General features: G+C 61.3%; 15 protein-coding genes. 13 read left to right on the top strand and 2 right to left on the bottom strand.

Going from position 1 to position 21,252, the window contains the following annotated elements; genetic code table 11:
• Nucleotides 1–10 precede the first annotated feature (10 nt).
• From DT068_RS15435 to DT068_RS15405, 7 genes are read left to right on the top strand one after another with little or no spacing between them, the layout of a single operon-like run.
• Nucleotides 11–3,751 carry a nitrate reductase subunit alpha gene (locus DT068_RS15435; protein WP_119390761.1) on the top strand — a complete coding sequence of 1,247 codons (3,741 nt, stop codon included), beginning with the start codon at nucleotides 11–13 and terminating at the stop codon, nucleotides 3,749–3,751.
• Nucleotides 3,748–5,274, top strand: coding sequence for a nitrate reductase subunit beta (gene narH, locus DT068_RS15430; RefSeq protein WP_119390760.1), 1,527 nt, complete (start codon nucleotides 3,748–3,750; stop codon nucleotides 5,272–5,274). The genes DT068_RS15435 and narH overlap by 4 nt, the downstream gene beginning before the upstream one ends.
• Complete coding sequence (gene narJ / locus DT068_RS15425) at nucleotides 5,271–5,978, top strand: nitrate reductase molybdenum cofactor assembly chaperone (RefSeq protein ID WP_368904750.1); 708 nt, start codon at nucleotides 5,271–5,273, stop codon at nucleotides 5,976–5,978. Before narH ends, narJ begins: the two co-directional genes overlap by 4 nt.
• Before the next feature lie 12 nt (nucleotides 5,979–5,990).
• On the top strand, nucleotides 5,991–6,770 hold the full coding sequence (gene narI / locus DT068_RS15420; protein ID WP_119390758.1) for a respiratory nitrate reductase subunit gamma: 780 nt from the start codon (nucleotides 5,991–5,993) through the stop codon (nucleotides 6,768–6,770).
• A 3-nt stretch (nucleotides 6,771–6,773) separates the two neighbouring features.
• The gene (locus DT068_RS15415; protein WP_119390757.1) at nucleotides 6,774–7,676 is read left to right on the top strand and encodes a peptidylprolyl isomerase; all 903 of its coding nucleotides are present in this window, start codon (nucleotides 6,774–6,776) and stop codon (nucleotides 7,674–7,676) included.
• Nucleotides 7,677–7,685: 9 nt separating this feature from the next.
• Nucleotides 7,686–7,994: a hypothetical protein gene (locus tag DT068_RS15410; protein ID WP_119390756.1), complete on the top strand. Its 309-nt coding sequence runs from the start codon at nucleotides 7,686–7,688 to the stop codon at nucleotides 7,992–7,994.
• On the top strand, nucleotides 7,981–8,508 hold the full coding sequence (locus DT068_RS15405; protein WP_119390755.1) for a DUF2478 domain-containing protein: 528 nt from the start codon (nucleotides 7,981–7,983) through the stop codon (nucleotides 8,506–8,508). The genes DT068_RS15410 and DT068_RS15405 overlap by 14 nt, the downstream gene beginning before the upstream one ends.
• Before the next feature lie 390 nt (nucleotides 8,509–8,898).
• On the opposite strand, the gene DT068_RS15400 is transcribed toward DT068_RS15405, so the two are convergent.
• On the bottom strand, nucleotides 8,899–10,221 hold the full coding sequence (locus tag DT068_RS15400; RefSeq protein ID WP_119390754.1) for a sensor histidine kinase: 1,323 nt from the start codon (nucleotides 10,219–10,221) through the stop codon (nucleotides 8,899–8,901).
• The gene (locus tag DT068_RS15395; RefSeq protein WP_119390753.1) at nucleotides 10,218–10,892 is read right to left on the bottom strand and encodes a response regulator transcription factor; all 675 of its coding nucleotides are present in this window, start codon (nucleotides 10,890–10,892) and stop codon (nucleotides 10,218–10,220) included. The genes DT068_RS15400 and DT068_RS15395 overlap by 4 nt, the downstream gene beginning before the upstream one ends.
• 105 nt (nucleotides 10,893–10,997) lie before the next feature.
• Here DT068_RS15395 and DT068_RS15390 point away from each other — a divergent pair, with 105 nt between their 5' ends.
• The 6 genes from DT068_RS15390 to DT068_RS15370 all read left to right on the top strand — a co-directional run bounded on the left by DT068_RS15390 (nucleotide 10,998) and on the right by DT068_RS15370 (nucleotide 21,190).
• The gene (locus tag DT068_RS15390) at nucleotides 10,998–12,797 is read left to right on the top strand and encodes a B12-binding domain-containing radical SAM protein (RefSeq protein ID WP_368904749.1); all 1,800 of its coding nucleotides are present in this window, start codon (nucleotides 10,998–11,000) and stop codon (nucleotides 12,795–12,797) included.
• A gap of 106 nt (nucleotides 12,798–12,903) precedes the next feature.
• Nucleotides 12,904–13,731: a MipA/OmpV family protein gene (locus DT068_RS15385; protein ID WP_368904748.1), complete on the top strand. Its 828-nt coding sequence runs from the start codon at nucleotides 12,904–12,906 to the stop codon at nucleotides 13,729–13,731.
• 64 nt (nucleotides 13,732–13,795) lie between these two features.
• A complete protein-coding gene (locus DT068_RS15380; RefSeq protein ID WP_162914217.1) occupies nucleotides 13,796–14,890 on the top strand; it encodes an efflux RND transporter periplasmic adaptor subunit in 1,095 nt (364 codons plus the stop codon).
• 9 nt (nucleotides 14,891–14,899) lie between these two features.
• Nucleotides 14,900–18,022: an efflux RND transporter permease subunit gene (locus DT068_RS15375; RefSeq protein WP_119390751.1), complete on the top strand. Its 3,123-nt coding sequence runs from the start codon at nucleotides 14,900–14,902 to the stop codon at nucleotides 18,020–18,022.
• Between the two features lie 202 nt (nucleotides 18,023–18,224).
• Nucleotides 18,225–18,500 (top strand): hypothetical protein, encoded by a 276-nt coding sequence (locus DT068_RS28060; RefSeq protein WP_162914216.1) that lies wholly within the window; start codon nucleotides 18,225–18,227, stop codon nucleotides 18,498–18,500.
• A gap of 173 nt (nucleotides 18,501–18,673) precedes the next feature.
• On the top strand, nucleotides 18,674–21,190 hold the full coding sequence (locus DT068_RS15370) for a TOTE conflict system archaeo-eukaryotic primase domain-containing protein (protein WP_119390750.1): 2,517 nt from the start codon (nucleotides 18,674–18,676) through the stop codon (nucleotides 21,188–21,190).
• Nucleotides 21,191–21,252 lie beyond the last annotated feature (62 nt).

Below are 21,252 nucleotides of genomic sequence, written 5' to 3'. Positions count from 1 at the left end.
GGGGACAGCAATGTCACATTTTCTTGACCGGCTTACCTTCTTCCGCAAGACCGTGGACGAGTTCTCCGATGGGCACGGCATCGTCACCAACGAGGATCGCTCCTGGGAGGACGCCTATCGCAAGCGCTGGCAGCACGACAAGATCGTGCGCTCCACGCATGGCGTGAACTGCACCGGCTCCTGCTCATGGAAAATCTATGTCAAGGGCGGCATCGTCACCTGGGAGACACAGCAGACCGACTATCCGCGCACACGGCCCGATCTCCCCAATCACGAGCCCCGCGGCTGTGCACGCGGCGCCTCCTATAGCTGGTACCTCTATTCCGGCGCGCGGGTGAAATACCCGATGATCCGGGGACGTCTGCTGAAACTGTGGCGCGCCGCGCGCGCCACGATGCCGCCTGTCGCGGCCTGGTCCTCGATCGTCAGCGACGAGAACAAGCGCAAATCCTACACCGCGATCCGCGGACATGGCGGCTTCGTGCGCGCCACCTGGGACGAGGCGAACGAACTTATCGCGGCGGCCAATGCCTATACGGTGAAAGCCCATGGTCCCGACCGCGTCATCGGATTCTCGCCCATCCCGGCCATGTCGATGGTCTCCTATGCGGCTGGCTCGCGCTACCTGTCGCTGATGGGCGGCGTTTGCATGTCGTTCTATGACTGGTATTGCGATCTGCCGCCGGCCAGTCCCCAGACCTGGGGCGAGCAGACCGACGTCCCCGAAAGCGCCGACTGGTACAATGCCGGCTTCATCATCGTCTGGGGCTCCAATGTGCCGCAGACGCGGACGCCCGATGCACATTTCTATACCGAGGTCCGCTACAAGGGCACGAAGAGCGCGGTCGTCAGCCCGGACTATGCCGAAGCCACCAAGTTTGGCGACATCTGGCTCAACCCGAAGCAAGGCACGGATGCGGCGCTGGCTCTCGCCATGGGTCACGTCATCCTGCGGGAGTACCATCTCGACCGGAACATTCCCTATTTTGAGGACTACACGCGCAAATACACGGACATGCCATTCCTCGTGCGATTGACGGAAAGGGATGGCCGGTTTGTCCCGGATCGGCTGCTGCGCGCCTCGGAACTGCCGGGGGCGCTGGGGGAGAAGAACAACCCGGACTGGAAGACCGTCGCGATCGACGAAGCCACGGACGCGCTGGTGGCGCCGGTCGGATCGATTGGCTACCGCTGGGGCGAAAAGGCGAAGTGGAATCTCGAAGAAAAGGACGGGAAAGGGTCCGACACGCGCCTCAAGCTGACGCTGGCGGGCGCAGATACTGAAATCGCCGCAGTGGATTTTCCCTATTTCGGCGGCCGTGCAACCGAGCACTTTGTCGCGACCGACCATGGCGAAGGCGAGATCCTGACGCGCAACATTCCCGTCCGGACTATTGATTGCGCCGACGGCACGAGCACCAAGGTCGCCACCGTCTATGATCTGATGATGGCCAATTACGGCCTGGACCGGGGCTTCGGCGGCAGGAATGTCGCGACTTCCTATGACGATGACACCCCGTTCACCCCGGCATGGGCAGAGCGCATCACCGGCGTCAAACGCGAGGCGATCATCACGGTGGCGCGCGAGTTCGCCACCAACGCCGAGAAGACCAACGGCCGCTCGATGATCATCATCGGCGCGGGAATGAACCATTGGTATCACATGGACATGAACTATCGCGGGGTCATAAACCTCCTGGTGTTCTGCGGTGCCGTAGGCCAGTCCGGCGGCGGGTGGTCACATTATGTGGGACAGGAAAAACTGCGGCCGCAGACCGGTTGGACACCGCTCGCTTTCGCGCTCGACTGGGGCCGCCCGCCCCGGCAAATGAACTCGACGTCGTTCTTCTATGCCCATACCGATCAATGGCGCTACGAGACGCTCACGGCGGCCGAGATCCTTTCGCCGACCGCGCCGGAAGGCGAGTGGGGACAAAGCTTCATCGACTACAATGTCCGCTCCGAACGCATGGGCTGGCTGCCCTCCGCTCCCCAGCTGAAGCAGAACCCGCTGGAAATCGCGGCCAGGGCCAAGGCTGCGGGCCTCGAAACGAAGGACTATGTCGCCCAAGCGCTGAAGAGCGGAGAACTTGAGCTTTCCTGCCATGACCCGGACGATCCCGCGAACTGGCCGCGCAACATGTTCGTCTGGCGCTCGAACCTTCTCGGCTCCTCCGGCAAGGGCCATGAATATTTCCTCAAGCACCTGCTCGGCACCACGCACGGCGTCATGGGCAAGGATCTTGGCGCCGAGGGCCGGGTTCGCAATCAGGAAGTTGTCTGGCACGACAAGGCACCGCAAGGAAAACTTGACCTCCTGGTGACGCTCGATTTCCGCATGTCGACGACTTGCGTCTATTCGGACATCGTCCTGCCAACGGCCACCTGGTACGAGAAGAACGACCTCAATACCTCCGATATGCATCCTTTCATCCATCCGCTTTCGGCCGCGGTGGACCCGGCCTGGGAGGCGCGCTCGGACTGGGAAATCTACAGGAACCTGGCCAAGGCCTTCTCCGACGTCGCGCCGGAAGTCCTGGGCGTCGAGGAGGATGTCGTCCTGACCCCCATCCAGCACGACACAGCGGGAGAGCTGGCGCAGGCTCTCGGCGTGAAGGACTGGAAGCGTGACGAGGTCGCTCCGCTTCCCGGCGTGACCATGCCGGCGGTCGCCGTCGTGAAACGCGACTATCCGAACCTCCATGCGCGCTTCACCGCTCTTGGGCCGCTCATGAAATCGGTCGGCAATGGCGGCAAGGGCATAGCGTGGAACACCGAGCACGAGGTCGATGCGCTCGCGGTTTTGAATGGCGTGCATACGGCCGGCGCCGCCAAGGGCCTTGCGAAGATCGAGAGCGACATCGATGCGACAGAGGTCATTCTCATGCTGGCGCCCGAAACCAATGGCGAGGTGGCGGTCAAGGCCTGGGAGGCCCTGTCCAAGGCTACGGGGCGTGAGCATGCTCACCTCGCTATCCCGAAGGAAGACGAGAAGATCCGCTTCCGCGACGTGCAGGCCCAGCCGCGCAAGATCATCTCCTCGCCGACCTGGTCCGGCATCGAAAGCGAGAAAGTCTGCTACAATGCCGGCTATACCAACGTCCACGAGCTGATCCCCTGGCGGACTCTCACCGGCCGCCAGCAGCTCTATCAGGATCATCTGTGGATGCGGGCTTTCGGCGAGGGCTTCGTCACCTGGAAGCCGCCCGTCGATCTCAAGACGGTCGCGGCCGTCAAGGGCATGCGCCCGAACGGACACAAGGAAATCGTCCTCAATTTCATCACGCCGCATCAGAAATGGGGCATCCATTCCACCTATTCGGACAACCTCCTGATGCTGACGCTCAATCGCGGCGGCCCGGTGGTGTGGATATCTGAGAACGACGCGGGGAAAGCGGGGATCGTCGACAACGACTGGGTCGAGGTCTTCAACGCGAACGGCGCGCTGACCGCCCGCGCCGTCGTCTCTCAGCGCGTCAAGGACGGCATGATGCTGATGTACCATGCCCAGGAGAAGATCGTGAACACGCCGGGATCGGAGATGACCGGCAACCGGGGCGGCATCCACAACTCGGTGACACGCACGGTTCTCAAGCCGACCCACATGATCGGCGGCTATGCCCAGCAGTCCTACGGTTTCAACTACTACGGAACCGTGGGTTCCAACCGCGATGAATTCATCGTTGTCCGCAAGATGGCCAATGTCGATTGGCTCGAGGGACCGCTCGTGCCGAAGGAGGCCGCAGAATGAAAATCCGTGCTCAGATCGCGATGGTGCTGAATCTCGATAAATGTATCGGGTGCCACACCTGTTCCGTCACCTGCAAGAACGTGTGGACCAATCGCGAAGGTGTCGAATACGCCTGGTTCAACAATGTCGAGACCAAGCCCGGCGTCGGATATCCCAAGGAATGGGAAAACCAGAGGAAATGGAACGGCGGCTGGCGGCGCAAGGCCAATGGCAGGATCGAGCCGCGGATGGGAGCGAAATGGCGCATCCTCGCCAATATCTTCGCCAATCCCGATCTGCCCGAGATCGACGACTATTACGAGCCGTTCACCTTCGACTACCAGCACCTTCACACAGCCAAGGAATCGAAGGCCTTCCCGACGGCCCGCCCGCGCTCGGCCATCACCGGTGAGCGCATGGAAAAGATCGAGTGGGGTCCGAACTGGGAGGAGATCCTCGGCGGCGAATTCGAGAAGCGCTCGAAGGACGTGAATTTCGACGGTGTTCAGAAGGATATCTACGGGCAGTTCGAAAACACCTTCATGATGTATCTGCCGCGGCTGTGCGAGCATTGCCTCAACCCGGCCTGTGCCGCCGTCTGCCCGTCGGGCGCGATCTACAAGCGCGAGGAAGACGGCATCGTCCTCATCGACCAAGACAAGTGTCGCGGCTGGCGCATGTGCGTTTCCGGCTGTCCCTACAAGAAAATCTATTATAACTGGTCTTCGGGCAAGTCCGAGAAATGCATCTTCTGCTACCCCCGCATCGAGGCGGGGCAGCCGACGGTCTGTTCGGAAACCTGCGTCGGGCGCATCCGCTATCTCGGCGTCATTCTGTATGACGCCGATCGCATCGAGGCCGCCGCAAGCACGCCGGACGAGAAGGATCTGTATCAGGCCCAGCTCGACGTTTTCCTCGACCCGAACGATCCGGCCGTCATCGCACAGGCGCGCGCCGACGGTGTCCCCGACAGCTGGCTCGAGGCCGCCAAGCTCTCGCCGGTCTGGAAGATGGCGATGGAATGGAAGATCGCCTTCCCCTTGCATCCGGAGTACCGGACGCTGCCGATGGTCTGGTACGTGCCGCCGCTCTCCCCGATCCAGTCGGCGGCGGCTGCCGGCAAGATGGGTGTCGACGGCGACATGCCGGACGTACGCAGCCTGCGCATTCCGATCCAGTACCTCGCCAATCTCCTCACCGCCGGGAAGGAAGAACCGGTGGCGCTGGCGCTCGAACGCATGCTCGCGATGCGCAGCTACATGCGGGCCAAGACGATCGACGGCCGCCTCGATGAAGCGATTGCCGCGCGGGTCGGCCTGACGGGTGCCGCCATCGACGAGATGTACAAGGTGATGGCGATCGCGAATTACGAAGATCGCTTTGTCATTCCGACCGCACACCGCGAATGGAGCGAAGATGCGCAGGACATGCGCGGCTCCTGCGGCTTCTCCTTCGGAAATGGCTGCTCGGGCGGCTCCACGGAGGCGAATCTCTTCGGAACCAGGCCCGTCAAGCGGCCGACCAATCCCATGGAGATCGCATGATGGCCGGACAGCTCTCGAACAGAACCTTCAAGGCGCTGTCGGCGCTCCTTACCTATCCGACCAGGGAGCTCACGATGGCAATTCCGGAAATCGCGGCGGTGATCGCGGGCGAGGGGCTCGTATCGCAAGCTGCAGCGAAGCGGTTGAAGCCGTTGCTTGCCGACCTGGGCACAGCCGATCTGTATGATCTGCAGGAACGCTATGTCGACCTGTTCGACAAGACGCGCCGGCATTCGCTGCATCTCTTTGAGCACATTCACGGTGAAAGCCGCGTTCGCGGCCAGGCGATGGTCGATCTGGTCGAGCATTATCAGAAGAGCGGGATGCTCTTGTCCAGCAGCGAACTGCCGGATTTCATTCCGCTGTTCCTGGAATTCCTCTCCACCAGCCCGATTGAAGAGGCGCGGGGTCCTCTCAGGGAGACCGCTCATATTTTCGCGCTGCTCGAGGAGCGGCTGGCCAAGCGGAATGGAGGCTATGCCGCGGTTTTCACCGCCATACTCTCGATTGCCGGCGAGGTCGCCTTGGCCGACGAGACGATCGAAATCGGCGACGAGCCGGATGACCTGGCAACCATCGATGCTGCCTGGGAGGAGACCGCCGTCACCTTCGGCCCGGGAAATGCGACCGACGGATGCTCCGTCGACCGGCTGAGAATCCAGATGCGCGCCGCCAATCGCGACGTGCGGCACAACGTGACCTAGCGGGGGAAAGCAATGTCCAACGCGATCAACTACGTACTCTTCGGCTGGTACCCATATCTCTGCCTGACGGTGTTTCTGCTCGGCAGCCTCATCCGCTTCGACCGTGAGCAGTATACCTGGAAGACAGGCTCCTCGCAGCTGCTGCGCCGGCGCCAGCTCCGCTGGGGCTCCAATCTCTTCCATGTGGGAATTCTCGCGATCTTCGCTGGTCACTTCGTGGGCCTGCTGACGCCGATCTGGATATTCGACACGCTCGGTATTTCGCACAGCTTCAAGCAGGGGCTCGCGATCGTTGTAGGGGGCATTGCCGGGATTGCCTGCTTCATCGGCATAGCCCTTCTTGCCCATCGCCGGCTGTTCGACGCCCGGATCCGCAGCACGTCCAGCTTCGGCGACATCGCCATTCTGTTGCTGCTCTGGCTGCAGCTTGCGCTTGGCCTCTCCACCATCTTTGTCTCGCTCGGGCACATGGACGGCCATGAGATGGTGAAGTTCATGACCTGGGCACAGGGCATTCTCACCTTGCAGCCTTCAGCGGCAAGTTACGTCTCTGATGTGCATCCGATCTTCAAAGCCCACCTTCTTCTGGGGATGACCATCTTCCTGGTCTTTCCGTTCACGAGGCTGGTGCATGTCTGGAGTGCGCCGGTCTGGTATCTCGGCCGCCCCGGCTATCAGGTCGTGCGCACCCGCTTTGCGGAGCGCCGATCACCCACACCCGTGCCGACGGCCCGGCCCCATGCGCCGGCGCAGACCGCCGTCGGCGCGCCTGTCCGCCAACCTGCGGAGTAGATCATGACCGCGCTCATCATCAACCACGCCGCCAAGCGCAAACCATCCTCTGAGCATCCGCACGAACATCGCCCCGCGACCCTTGACACGAAGCCCTCGGGCGAACGTGTGGCGATGCCGCCGGTAACGGTCAATGGCGTGACGATATCGCGCAAGGCGGTCGCCGCCGAGGTGCAGAATTTTCCGGCCCGCAATCCCGGCGAGGGGTGGCAGGCGGCGACCCGTGCGCTGGTCATCCGGGAAGTGCTCCGACAGGAAGCGCGGCGTCTTGACATCTGCGTCGAACAGAAAGTCGATGCGCAGGGGCGCCGCGAGACGGCGGAGGACGCACAAATGCGCGGCCTCATCGAACGCGAAGTCCGCATTCCCGAGGCGGACGAGGATGCGCTACGCCGCTTTTATGGGAACAATCTCCGCCGCTTCGTGACGCCACCTCTTTATGAAGCCGATCACATTCTGATCGCCGCGCGGCACGATGATGACACTGCCTTCGCGGCGGCGCGCGAACGGGCGTCGGCGCTCGGAGCCATCCTGGCAACGGCGCCGGAGCATTTCGCTTCATTGGCCCGGGATTGGTCGGATTGCCTGTCTGCATCCCTTGGCGGCAGCCTGGGCCAGATCGAGCCGGGCGACACGACGGCTGAGTTCGAAGCCGCGCTCGTCGATCTCGCCTCTGGCGAAATCTCAGGCCCGGTGGAAACACGCTACGGCGTCCATCTCATTCGCCTGACCCGGCGCATCGACGGTCGCCAGCTGCCGTTCGAGGCGGTGCGGGAGCGCATCGCTTCCTATCTGCTCGAGCACGTGCAGCGGCAAGCGACGGCGCAATATCTGTCTCTGCTTATCGGCCGGGCGGATATCAGGGGAATTGCGATCGACGGCTCCACGTCGCCGCTGGTGCAGTGAGGGCACGCGATGCTCGGAAGCCTCATTGCTTCGCTTGATGATCCGAAGGTCGCCATGGGCCTTCTCGCCGCTATCGACGAGCCTGTTTTGCTCACGCGTCTGGCCGCTGCTGCCGAGGAGTCCGGTCGCTTGCCAGCCGATATCGTTGGCTCGGCCGTGCGCCATTTTATGGAAACCGCGTCTGACGATCTCTGGACCCAGCTCATCGGCATCATGAACCGTGCGGAAGATCCGGGCCTCACGGCCATGCACGCCATTCTCGATAAAGCTCTGCCGCAGAATCCAGGCACGCAGGAAATCGGCCATGCAGCTCGCTGATCGAACCTGTCCCATCACTGCAATCGCCTATTCCGACAGTGTGCAGTTCGAGGTCTTTCTGCAGGAAGTCACCGCGCTTATGATCGAGCGCGGCATGCGATTGGCCGGCCTCATTCAGCATCGCCGGCTGAAGCCTGGCCACCTGAAACACGACATTCTTTTGCAGGATCTCGCGACTGGCCAACTCGGTCGAGTATCGGACGATCGCGGCCCTGAGGCTCGTGGTTGCGTCCTGAATGCCGACCTGCTGCTCCGCGCCTGCGAATCGGCCGCAGCTGGGCTGTCCAGCCAAACGGACCTTCTGGTCCTGTGCAAATTCGGCAGGACCGAGGCCGAAGGCGGCGGTTTCAGGGGACTGATGGCCAAGGCGATCGAGCTATCCGTACCCGTCCTGATAGGTGTTCCACGAGCCAATCTCGCGGCGTTTCGCGAATTCTCAGAAGGGCTGGCGCGCGAAATCGAACTGACGGCAGACTTCTGGCTGATGCGTGCGGAAATGACAGGCGCCGCATGAGGCGGCTGACGGCATCGCTCCATTTCCGTCCATAACGACCGTCGGCGTCGCCCCATTGTGGATTGGAGAAACAGTTGTTGAGGCTGTAGACCAGCCGCCCGCCAATTCCCGCGTTTTCCAATTGAGAGTGAAGGGGCAGGCAGGCTAAAACGTTTCGCATGTCAGGAAGAACTGAAAAGGAGGCAGAGACGCCGCTTCCCGGGCACAGATTTTCCGTGGCCCCCATGATGGATAGGCACGACAATCCAAAGAAATCAAGAAGTCGGAAGGCGTTGTGTGCGCGGCGTGTGCAGTAGGAGAGGGCGCTTTGCGGAAAGATCGGTGAGATTCACCCGTGAGCTAATGCGTCAACTCGATCGACCTGTGTCACTTTCTGCCCTGCGTCAGCTGTCAAAGGACGATGCGAAAATGGGCGCCGCGGTCGCTCGGAACAATGCTTACCTGGCCGCCATGGCGCTCGACGATCTGCTTCACCAGGTTCAGTCCCAGACCGGCGCCGCTGCGCTTTGGCGAGACCCGGTAGAAGGGCTCGAAGACATCCTCCCTTTGGTCGGCCGGTATTCCCGGTCCCTCGTCACTGACCTCGATGATCTTCGGGTGGACGGCGGCAACCTTAATTGATCCCTGTCCGCCACCGTGCTCGATCGCGTTCCTCACCAGGTTGGAGATCGCCCGCTCGATTGCGCCCGCATCTCCCCAAACAGGCATTCGATCACGGTCGGTCGCGAAAGAAAGCTCGTATCCCGCGGCTATGGCGTTGGGCGCGAGGTCTCCGGCGACAGACTTGCAGAGTTGAACCAGGTCGACCTCCTGCATGTTCTTCATGTTGTTGTCTATCCGATGCAGGTCAAGGAGCTGCTCAGCGGTGTTGGCGAGACGCCCGACGTCATTCAGGAGCTTCCGCTGCTGCCGGCTATCCGGCATGGCTTCCAGATTCGTATAAAGAATGGCGATGGGTGTCCGCAATTCGTGCGCGGCGTCGGCCAGGAAGCGCTTTTGCTGCGTATAGCCGTGATCCAGCCGCTCCAGGGCGGCATTGATGGCGGTCACGAGCGGAAGCATCTCCTCCGGCACATCCTCCAGGGGGAGGCGCTGGCCGCGTCGGTCAATGTCTATGCTGGCGGCGATATCCGTCGTGCGGCTCAAGCCTGCCAGCTCGCGCTTGACCAGAACCGGCACCGCCAGGAACGCGGCGATCAATGTGAAGGCGAGGAAGGGCACATAGATGATCCTCATCCTGCTCATGATTTCGGCCACGAATGATTCCGTTTGCATGCGGCCGCCGAACATGATCCGCACTTCGCCGACCGGGGAAGGCCATCGCGCCACTTGAGACGTCAGTGGGGAACCTTCCGCAGCGCGGATATCGCTATCCAGGATACTGCCGAGCCGGGCCGCGATCGCCGCGAGATCGGCCGGGACCTGCCCATACCGAACCTCGCGGCTGCCTTGACCCAGCGCGATGAACCAAAGTCCTGGACTTTCTTTCTGGATACTCACGAGTTGCGGGGTGGGCGAGATCACGAGCCTCCCAGCGCTGTCCTGTTGTATCGAATCCGCGATGTGCGGCAGGATGGTTTCGTCCACTGAACGGCTGCTGGTGAACACGGTCATCACATAGAGACACAGCCCCACGGTGACCGCGATCATGACCAAGGCGAGGACGGCAAGCAGCGGCCAGACGATCCTCCACCGCAGGCTACGGCTTGTCATTCGGCCACCTTCAAGAGATAGCCAATGCCCCTGATCGTGTGAATGGCGACGCCGGCATTCAGGTTCATCAGCTTCTTGCGAAGACGCGAGACATGCGCGTCCAATGAGTTCGACTGGATTTCCACATCGAAACTGTACACGGCGTTAGCGAGGGCTTCGCGCGTCACGGTCCGGCCGTTCCGCTTCATCAAGGCGGCGAGCACCAGGAGCTCGCGGCGCGGCAGAATCAGAGGCTTGCCATCGAGCGACGGCTCCATATGCGACGCGTCGAAGGCGAGGCGGCCGACGGAGATGACATCGGAAGACAGCAGTGTTGGGCGCCGAAGCACCGCCCGAAGCCGCGCGATCAATTCCTCGACGACGAACGGCTTTCCCATGTAGTCGTCGGCGCCGAGATCGAGACCCCGGATACGGCCTTCATGATCATTGTGGGCCGTGAGCACGATGATCGGCGAGTCGATATTGCCGGCTCTGAGCTCGGGGATGAGCTTGAGGCCTTCTCCGTCCGTCAATTGCCTGTCGAGGAGGATCGCGTCGTATGAGCGCATATCCGCGGCTTCTCGCGCATCCGCCATCGATGTCACGTGATCGATGACGATATTGTGCTTGGCTAACGCATCGCTGAGCGCGCTCGCCATATCCAGTTCGTCCTCGATGAGAAGAAGTCGCATTCAAAGCACCTGTCCCGAATCCAAGCCAATGCTATTTGGCTTCAACATTGCGGGAACATTACGGAGAAAATCGGCAATTTCGAGCCCGGACGCCATGTTGGCGCAATGTCCGGCTGGAAGATTGCGGGACCGAAGCGAATTGGTCACTCCCGGCAATGGTTTGTCCGCCTCAAAACATGTTCTTCCTTCTTATCCCAGTCGCCGCGCGGCATTCGCAAAGAGTGGCGGACGGAAATGAGTGACGCAGGCGCTTCCCGCAAATACGCCATGCCTCGGATGAATCTCTCCGCGCAAGCCAGTTCGCGACCTCCATCGCAAGGTGTCGGAGCTTCTGCGAAACGTCTGCAAATCACCGTTCTCGATCTTGTCAACAAGGGGCCGGCGAAAGGCCTGTTCGCGCGGCTGATGAATGCCAACCTCGCCAGCATCATGCCCCAGGTCGTCGCCGCCTGGTGCCAGGAGCTCGGTCACACTGTTCGTTATGTCTGCTACACCGGCTTCGAGGATTTGAGCCGGGAACTCCTGGAAGACACCGATGTGCTGTTCGTCGGCGCGTTCAGCCGCTCGGCACAGACCGCCTATGCCATCAGCAATCTCTATCGGCAAAGAGGTGCCGTCACCGTCATGGGGGGACCGCATGCCCGCTGCTATCCCGAAGATGCAGCGCTCTACTTCGATTATGTTCTGGGCTTTACCGACAAGACGATCATCGACGAGGTGCTGCGTGAGCGGACGCCGCAACGGCCGCTCGGCCGTTGCGTGAGCGCGGCGCGGCAGCCGACGGCCCTCCCCGGAGTTGCGTCGCGCTGGAAGTTCATCGAGCAGACGATTGCCAAAGCGCCGGCATTCAAGTTCGTTCCCATGATCGGCAGCATGGGGTGCCCTTATACCTGCAGCTTCTGCATCGATTCTGTCGTCGATTACCAACCGCTCGCCTTCGAACAGATCCGTGACGATCTGCGTTTCCTGCTCGGCAAGCTGAAGCGTCCCGTTGTCGGCTGGCACGATCCGAATTTCGGCGTGCGCTTCGACGACTACATGTCGGCCATCGAGGATGTGGTGTCGCCGGGCCACATTCGCTTCGTTGCCGAAAGCAGCCTATCGCTCCTTTCGGAGCCGCATCTCAAGCGGCTGAAGGCCAATGGTTTCGTCGGGATCCTGCCCGGCATCGAGTCCTGGTTCGAGCTCGGCAACAAGTCCAGGACCGGCCGGCATGTCGGGATGGAGAAGGTCCGCCAGATCTCCGATCACGTCAACACGATCCTGCGCTACATCCCCTTCGTGCAGACAAATTTCGTGCTCGGCCTCGATAGCGATTCGGGACGCGAACCCTTCGAGCTGACGAAGCGCTTTTTCGAGATGACGCCCGGCGCGTATCCCGCATTCTCGCTGCTCACGGCCTATGGAAGGGCGGCGCCGCTCAATCTCGAGCTGCAAAGAGCAGGGCGGGTGCTGCCGTTCCCGTTCCTCTTCCTTGACGGAAACCACGCCATGAATGTGCGGCCGCTCAACTATGAATGGGCCCCGTTCTACGACATGGTTGTCGACACGACCCGTCATGCGATGACGGGCACACGTATCCTGCGCCGTTTCGCCGCCAACAGGGGCGTCGTGACAAAAATCTTCAATCTGGTGCGCGCCACCTCGTCCAAGCGCGTTCGATTTCAGGACAAGGTTCGTCACCTTCTGAACACGGATGCCGATATCCGCCGGTTCTTCGCGGGCGAGAGTCGGAAACTGCCTGATTTCTATATGGAACGCATGCGGCGCTCTCTGGGACCGCTATGGGCTGCCTTGCCGCCCGGCGCGTTGATGCACGATGAGAAGGCCTATCTGGCCGATCCCTTCGGCACGTCCATCAGACCAGGGGCCGCCCCCCACATTGCAGCAACATTACGCAAATAATCCCCGGCTGCGCGGTGGCCGGCAATGTTGGTGCAACCTCGCGAAGCGAAAACGATGCGAAGACGGCAATGAACCGCATCGAAACGAACTCAAACGGACTGAAAGAATGCCATATCACTATCGTCTAACGCATTGCCTGGCGCTGGCCGCCGGCCTTCTCGCCCTGATCGCACCCTTGGAAACGGCAGAGGCTGGTGACCCCATCCAGGATGGCCCGGATGGAGGCTCCTGGCTGGAGATTGCCGCCCATCAGGCCGCTGAGTGGAATGTCATGCTTGGCGCCGGAATTCGAGTCGAGCCCAAATTCGAAGGTGCCAAGGATTTCACGGCTGTGCCCATTCCGATGATCTCCGCGCAGATCGGGGAGTATGTCAGCGTCAGTCCAATGGGGGTGACCGTCAACGCATGGCAATATGAAGGCTTGTCGGTAAAGGGGCACCTGGGCCAGGATTTCGGGCGCGATTCCGATGACGACAAGCATCTTGACGGGCTGGGCGATATCGACGCCAGCGCCGTTGTGGGCGTCGAGCTCACCTATGAATTGATGCCGCTCGAATTCAATCTTTCTGTGGATCAGAACATTGGCGGCGGCGACGGTCTGTTGGCCAAGTTCGGGACAGCCGTGAAGATGCCGCTCGACTCTTTCATGTTCTCGATTGGATCGTCGGTCACCTGGGCGGATGACAACTACATGGAGACCTATTTCGGGGTGACAGGCAAGCAATCCGTCAAGTCCGGTCTGCGCGAGTTCGATGCGGAAGCGGGGTTCAAGCGGGTCGACCTTGAGATTTCGGGCATGTACTTCATCAACGATCATTGGGTGGCGCGTGGTGACGCCGGTGTCGGCTATCTCGTTGGCGACGCGGCCGACAGCCCGGTCTCACAGGAGAACCTTCAGCCTTATGCGATGTTCATTCTGGGGTACAAGTTTTGACGCCGGCACTGCGAGGAGGAGCCAGGCATTCGCAAGTGCCGGGCGCGGCTGCCGAGATGCGCATATGATCCGCTTGCGACCTGGCCCGTGCATCGTCAGCGTGCTGTCGCTTGCCGTCTTCGGCAGCATCGCCGTGTATGCGCTGCAAAGGATAGCATCGGCTGACATGGAAACGACGGGTGACGGCATGGCGCCCGCGCGCAACACGATGGCGGTCGTTGCCGCCCAGCCCGTCTTGACGGATTGGCAGGATGCGATCGACGCCTCCGGCATCGTCTCGCCATGGCAGGAGGCTATCATCAACGCCCAGATAGGCGGCTTTCAGATCGTCGAGCTTCGCGCAGATGTGGGTGATGTAGTGCAGGAGGGGCAAGTTCTCGCCGTCCTCAATCGAGCGTTCCTGGAGGCGCAGCGCGCGGAGCTCGAGGCCAAATTGGAGCGGGCCACCGCCGATCTGAGGCGTGCATCGGCCTTGAGCGCCAAGGGAAGCATCAGCGAGAAGGATCGTCTTTATGCGGAGACGGAAGCGAAAAGCGCGAAAGCGCTTCTTGAGCTGAAGCTCCTCGAAATCAAATACGCTACCGTAGTTGCGCCGGATGCGGGCGTCGTTGTCTCGCGCTCCGCGATGCTGGGTCAGGTCAGCGAACTCGGCACCGAGTTGTTCCGCATCATACGGAAGGGTCGGCTCGAATGGCGCGGCGAGGTTGCGGCTTCGGACCTTGCCAGGATCGCGCCAGGACAAAAGGTGGAAGTCGATTTGCCGGACGGGCAGGTTGCCGTTGGTATGGTTCGGAAGATATCGCCCGTTCTGGACGAGGCGACGCGCCGCGGCTTGATCTATGCCGATCTTGCCGATGGCGGTACGGCGCGCGCCGAGATGTTTACCGGCGGGCGGATCTACCTTGGCGTGCGTGAGGCGCTCGTTGTGCCCAGCGCCAGCCTGATCGTCAAAGATGGAAGACACTACGTCGCCAAGATTCGAGAAGCCGCAAGCGGGACCGTGGTTTCGATGATTCCGGTAGCCGTGGGGCGCTATTCCGGCGACCAGGTCGAGATCATGGATGGCCTGTCGGCGAACGACGCGATTGTCGGCGAGGGCGCCGGGCTGTTGAACGATGGAGATCGCGTGCGCGTGCTGCAGACCTTGCCGCGCGAGTGAGGGCTGCCGGTGAATTTCGCGACCTGGTCCATACGGAACCCGATTCCGGTCATTGTACTGTTCGCGCTCCTGACGATATCCGGGCTGTGGAGCTTCAACCGGCTCCCCATTCAGGATTTGCCGGATATCGAATATCCCACCGTGACTGTGGACCTTTCCCAGCCCTCCGTCACGGCCTCGCAGCTTGAAACGGAAGTGGCTCGTCCGGTGGAGAACGCGATCGCTCCCCTCGATCGTCTGGCCCACATAACGACGACAATCACCGAGGGCCGGGTCGCCATCACCGTTCTGTTCGATTTGAGCAAGCCGCTCTCCGAGGCCCTGTCGGAGGTCAAGGAGGCGGTCGACGGCATCCGGTCGACGCTGCCGAAAGACCTCGAGGAACCCGCCATCAGTGCCGTCAAGATCGGCGGAGACCCTATCCTGGTTTACGCCGTGAAATCGGCGGAAATGGACGAGGAGGCGCTCTCCTGGTTCCTGGACGACGTCGTGGCGAGAAGGATCTCGAAAGTGCCTGGTGTCGGCCGCTTCCTGAGGGTCGGTGGTGCCGACAGGGAGATCACCGTCGAGATCAATTCCGAAGCCGCGGCAGCGGTCGGCGTCACGCCCATGCTCGTCTCCCGCGCTCTCGAGTCCATGCAGAAGCAGCTTTCAGGCGGTCTCGGCAAGCTTGGGGAAGGAGATCAGCCGGTAAGGGTTTCGGCATTGGTGTCGGACGTCAAATCGCTGGAGGGCATCGCGATATCCCTGCCTAGCGGCAGCCATGTAAAGCTTCGCGAGATCGGAAAGGTGCGGGACGGCGTCCGGGAGCGCAGCGAAATGGCTCTCCTGGACGGGCAGGCGGCCGTAGGCTTCAAGGTATTTCCCGCCAAAGGCGCCGACGTCACGAAGGTGGCGCGTGCCGTCGAGGCCAAAATCGCGACTCTCGCCGCGGCCAGGCACGACCTTCAGTTCGAGCTTCTGTCCAACTCGGTCCATCAGACGCGGAAACAATATGAAGGCTCCATGCATATGCTGTATGAGGGCGGCATACTCGCAATGATCGTCGTGTGGCTGTTCCTGCGGGACCTGCGGGCGACCGTCATTGCGGGGGTTTCCCTGCCGCTCGCGATCCTTCCGGCGTTCATCGGAATGAGCATGCTGGGCTTTTCGCTCAACATACTGACTCTTCTCGCCTTCGCCGTGACCATCGGCGTTCTCGTCGACGACGTCATCGTCGAGATTGAGAATATCAAGCGGCACGCGATTGCCGGCAAGCCGATGAAGCAGGCGACCGCTGATGCCGTCGTCGAGATCGCGCTCGTCGTCGTGGCGACCACGCTCTGCCTCGTATGTGCATTTCTTCCGACTGTCGTCATGCCCGGCGTGCCCGGATTGCTGTTCAGGCAGTTCGGATGGACCGCGATCATCGCGGTGCTTTGCTCCCTGCTGGTGGCGAGAACGCTCACGCCCATGATGGCGGCGGGGTTGCTGAAGCCAGGTCCGGAACTCATACGGCGCGATGGACTCCTGATGCGTATGTACCTCGCCATGGTCGAATGGTGCCTGACACATCGGGCTTCGACCATCTTCGCGGCGGCCATGTTCTTCGCAGCTTCCGTTCTCCTCGTGCCCCTGATCCCGTCCGGGCTCATCCCCGCGGACGATCTCGGCTACACGACGATCAATGTCGAGATGGCACCGGGCACCGCGCTGGACGTCACGAAAGAGAAGGCGGAGGAAATCCGCGAGGTCCTGGAGTCGGTGAACGAGATCGAGCATGTCTTTGCCATCGTGGGGAGCGGTGGCGAAGGGGCCGATGCCGGCAACAAGGCGGAACTGCTGGTGACCCTTGTTGGCGAGGAAGCTCGCCCCCGGCAAGTGATTGTCGAAGACCTGATCCGCGACGCATTGGGCGATGTGCCTGGTGCGAGATTTTCGGTTGGATCCGGTGGCCTGGGACAGGGCGTCGAATTGCAGCTGGCGAGCGAGGACGCGGATGCGTTGCGCAAGTCCGCGCGCGCCATCGAGCGCGAAATGCAAGCTCTTGCCGGTCTGTCGAATATCAGCTCCAGCGCCAGCCTGGAGCGGGGCGAAATCGTCATTCGGGCGGACACCGTCAAGGCCGCAGAACGCGGGATCGCGACGGAAGAGATCGGCAATAGCATGCGGGTGGCGACCGTCGGCGACTTCGACGGCGTGGTCGGCAGATTGAATCTCGACAACCGGCAGGTCTTTCTGAGGGTGCGTCTCGCCGGGCCTGTCCAGGCCAACCTGCAGGCTTTCGGCAATATGCGCATCCGGGGACCTAAGGGACTGGTGCCGCTGTCCAGCATCGCCAGTATTGCCATCGAAAGCGGTCCGACGCAGATCGACCGGTTTGACCGGGAAAGATATATCTCGATCAGCGCCGATCTCAGCGGTTCCTCGTTCGGCGCGGTAATGGCGCGTGTCATGGCGCTGCCGTCAGTCACGTCCTTGCCTTTGAGCGTCTCCGTCATCGAGGCGGGCGATGCGGAGGTAGCCGGCGATCTTCAGTCGGGATTTGTCGCGGCGATAGTGGCCGGCATCTTCTGCGTCTACGGTGTGCTGGTTGTCCTGTTCAAGGACTTCCTGCAGCCGATCACCATCCTCTCGCCCATACCTCTGTCTCTCGGAGGCGCGCTCGCCTTCCTGCTTTTTTCCGGCAGTCAACTGGACGTGCCGTCCCTCATCGGGATGATCATGCTGATCGGTGTCGTGACCAAGAATTCCATCCTGCTGGTGGAGTATGCCGTTGTCGGGATGCGGGACGGCGGATTGCCTGCCCGCGACGCCCTGATCGAGGCCTGCCACAAGCGCGCCCGGCCGATCATCATGACAACGGTCGCCATGATCGCCGGCATGGCGCCGATGGCGGCGGGATTTGGAGCCGACGCGTCATTCCGGCAGTCAATGGCGCTGGCTGTCATCGGCGGCCTGCTTACGTCGACGGCATTGAGCCTCCTCATCGTACCGGTTGTCTTCAGCTACGTCGATTCCGCCAGAGAGCGTGTGAGGGCACTTTTCGCACCGCACGGGGAGGCGCTGCTGACGAAGAGCGGCGTGGCGGGGAGGTCGGCAAGCATCGTGAGGCCTGGTGATATTGCGCCGGTATCGAAGGATGCGGCATAGACGTCAAGCGACACTTTGAGGGTCCGAAGTGGCTGACGGGACTATATTCGCGACATACTTCCAGATGGCGATCCGCATCTGTTGACGGTCAATCGCGATAGGCGATAAAGGGCTGCCCAACCGGGCTGAAGAATTGAGACCGCCTTCTACTCGATGGTGCCCTGGTGGGATACGGTGTCTTGGCTAAATGGGCATCTCCTGAATGTGGCGTGTGATTTTGAAGGTCATTTTGCTGGTGACTGGCGAACAGGCTGCCCGCGTTGTCCCGCCATTTCCAATTGAGAAAGGAAAGAAGGCAGGCTACAAGGCGTGCATCAGGAAGGATTTTGATGCAGGCGAAGGCGCAATATTCCGCGCACAGATTTTCCGTGGCCCCCATGATGGACTGGAGCGACAATCTAAAGAAATCAATACGTTAGAAGGCTCCGTGTGCGCAGCGTGTGCAGTAAGCGACAGTGCTTTGCGTGAAGAGGAGTGAACGTCATTCTCATCAACGTGATAAAAGGAGATTAGTGGCCAGCTTGATATCGCGTCGTTGATCACGCTGCTCCCGGCGCCGCATATTCATAAAGGAATCGAACTCTCCTGGCCGGTTGCGGAGCAAAGACAGTAAAGGGGATTCACAACAATCCCCGAGAATGAGCCGTGCCGATGCAGGATCGCAAGAACACGCCGCTTGACACGATGGAGGCTGATGAAATCGCCGCCATTCGTGAGCGGCTGGCTCAGCTCGACGCTGAGAAGGGGGAGTTGGAGGCAAGGCTTGCCCGCCTCCGAGCAGCGCGAGAGGCAGTGAAGAAGGCCGTACTCGACAGTTCGAACCGCTTGGCGCCGCCGGTAGCCGATGCGCCCGTAACCAACGCTTCGCCGCCGGCCGCGAAAATCGCCCTCATCCGCTCACTGTTTCGGGGCCGCGAGGATGTGTTTCCGAGAAGGTGGGAGAGCGCCAAAACCGGAAAGGCGGGATATGCGCCCGCCTGTTCCAATGAATGGGTGCGGGGCGTTTGTGGCAAGCCGAAAATCAAATGCGCCAATTGCCCGCATCGTGCCTTTCTGTCCGTCACCGACTCGCTGATCGACGGGCATTTGCGCGGCCGGCATACTGTCGGCGTCTATCCAATGCTAGTGGACGAGAGCTGCTGGTTTCTCGCCGCCGATTTCGACAAGACGACATGGCGCGAGGACGCGGCCGCCTATCTTGCCGCCTGCAGAGCGCGTGGTGTTCTGGCGGCGTTGGAGCGTTCCCGGTCCGGCAATGGTGGGCATGTATGGATATTCTTCGCCGAGCCGGTTCCCGCCGCGCTCGCGCGGCGGCTGGGCGCGCATCTCGTCACGGAGGCGATGGAGCAGAAGCCGGATATCGGATTTTCGTCTTATGACCGCTTCTTTCCGAGCCAGGATACGATGCCTGCAGGCGGTTTCGGCAATCTGATCGCGCTGCCGCTGCAATATGGTCCGCGTCAGGCATGGAACAGCCTGTTCATTGATGAGCGCTTCGAGCCGTATGGTGATCAATGGGCGTTTCTCTCGACGCTTCCGCGCATGACGCTGATGGAGGTGACTGCCATCGCTGAGGAGGCAGGTCGGCAGTGCCGCGTCTTGGGACTGCGCCTGCCGCTCGATGAAGCCGACGAGGAACCCTGGACCGCGCCACCCTCGCGGCGCAGGCCGGAGGCACCGATTGCTGGGCCGCTGCCGGAATGTATCGAGGCGGTTCTGGCGGATCAGATCTATATCCCCCGCGCCGGGCTTCCCGCCGGCCTCGTCAATCGCTTTATTCGGCTCGCGGCTTTTCAGAATCCGGAATTCTACAGCGCGCAGGCCATGCGGCTGCCGACCTTCGGCATTCCGCGCGTCATCGCCTGCGCCGAATTGCTGTCGTATCATATCGCCTTACCACGCGGTTGCCGCGAGCCCATGGAAGCGTTGCTTTCCACTCTGAACATCCCCTTGCATTGGCGCGATGAGCGCAATGGCGGGCGAGCTATTGAGTCGACGTTTCTCGGCAAATTGACCGATGAGCAGCAAGCCGCCACCCAGGCGCTGCTTCGCCATGACACCGGCGTGCTGTCGGCGGCGACCGCTTTCGGCAAGACGATCGTGGCGGCGGCGATGATCGCCGAGCGCAAGGTCAATACACTGGTGCTTGTCCATCGTCGGCAACTCATGGAGCAATGGGCGGTGCGGCTTGCCACTTTCCTCAGCCTGCCGCCGAGGGCAATCGGCCAGATCGGCGGCGGCAGGCGCAGACCGACGGGGAACGTCGACATCGCCATGATCCAAAGTCTTGCACGTGAACGCGAGGCAGACGACATCGTTGCGAATTACGGGCACCTTGTCGTCGATGAATGCCATCACCTTTCCGCCGTCAGTTTCGAGGCCGTGGCACGGCGCGCGAAGGCGAAATATCTGCTCGGTCTGTCGGCTACCGTGACGCGCAAGGACGGTCATCACCCGATCATCTTCATGCAGTGCGGTCCGCCGCGCTATCGCGTTGATGCCAGAGCGCAGGCTTCCGCGCATCCCTTCGGACATCGCGTTATCCCGCGCGCGACGGGCTTCACTTTACCCTCGGCTCTGGCGGAAGATCCTCGCCCGCCGATTCAACAGGTCTATGCGGCGCTGGCCGCCGACGAGGCGCGCAATGATTTGATTTTCGACGATGTGCTGAAGGCGCTCGAAGGAAAACGTTCGCCCGTGATTCTAACCGAGCGCAAGGACCATGCGCTCATTCTTTCAGAGAGACTCTCGCGCTTCGCGCGCAATGTGATCCTTCTCACCGGCGGTATGGGCGTGCGGCAGCGTCAGACTGTCATGCAGCGCCTCGCGGACATCCCGCCTAAAGAGGAACGGGTGCTTGTCGCCACCGGCCGCTATATCGGCGAGGGCTTCGACGATGCTCGGCTCGATACGCTATTCCTCGCCATGCCCATCTCGTGGAAAGGCACGCTCGCCCAATATGTCGGCCGATTGCATCGTCTGCATCCCGACAAGCAGGAGGTCGTGGTTTACGACTATATCGACGATGCCGTACCTGTTCTCGCCCGCATGAGCGAGAAGCGGATCAAGGGCTACACGAGCCTCGGCTATTCACTTGGCGCGAAGAAAGAGAAAGCGGTGCGGAGGGGCTCGGGTGAGGGCGGCTTAAGCTTTCAATTAGCTGATTAGATCTTTTCAACGAGACACCTATTGACTTTCAGATGGTCACAATAATACTTTCAATCAGTCGA

The sequence above is a fragment of the Taklimakanibacter lacteus genome (assembly GCA_003576695.1).
Classification (GTDB): Bacteria; Pseudomonadota; Alphaproteobacteria; order Rhizobiales; family Aestuariivirgaceae; genus Taklimakanibacter; species Taklimakanibacter lacteus.
The sequence above is the reverse complement of the archived record's forward strand: the minus strand, read 5'-3'. Positions and strand labels throughout refer to the sequence as shown.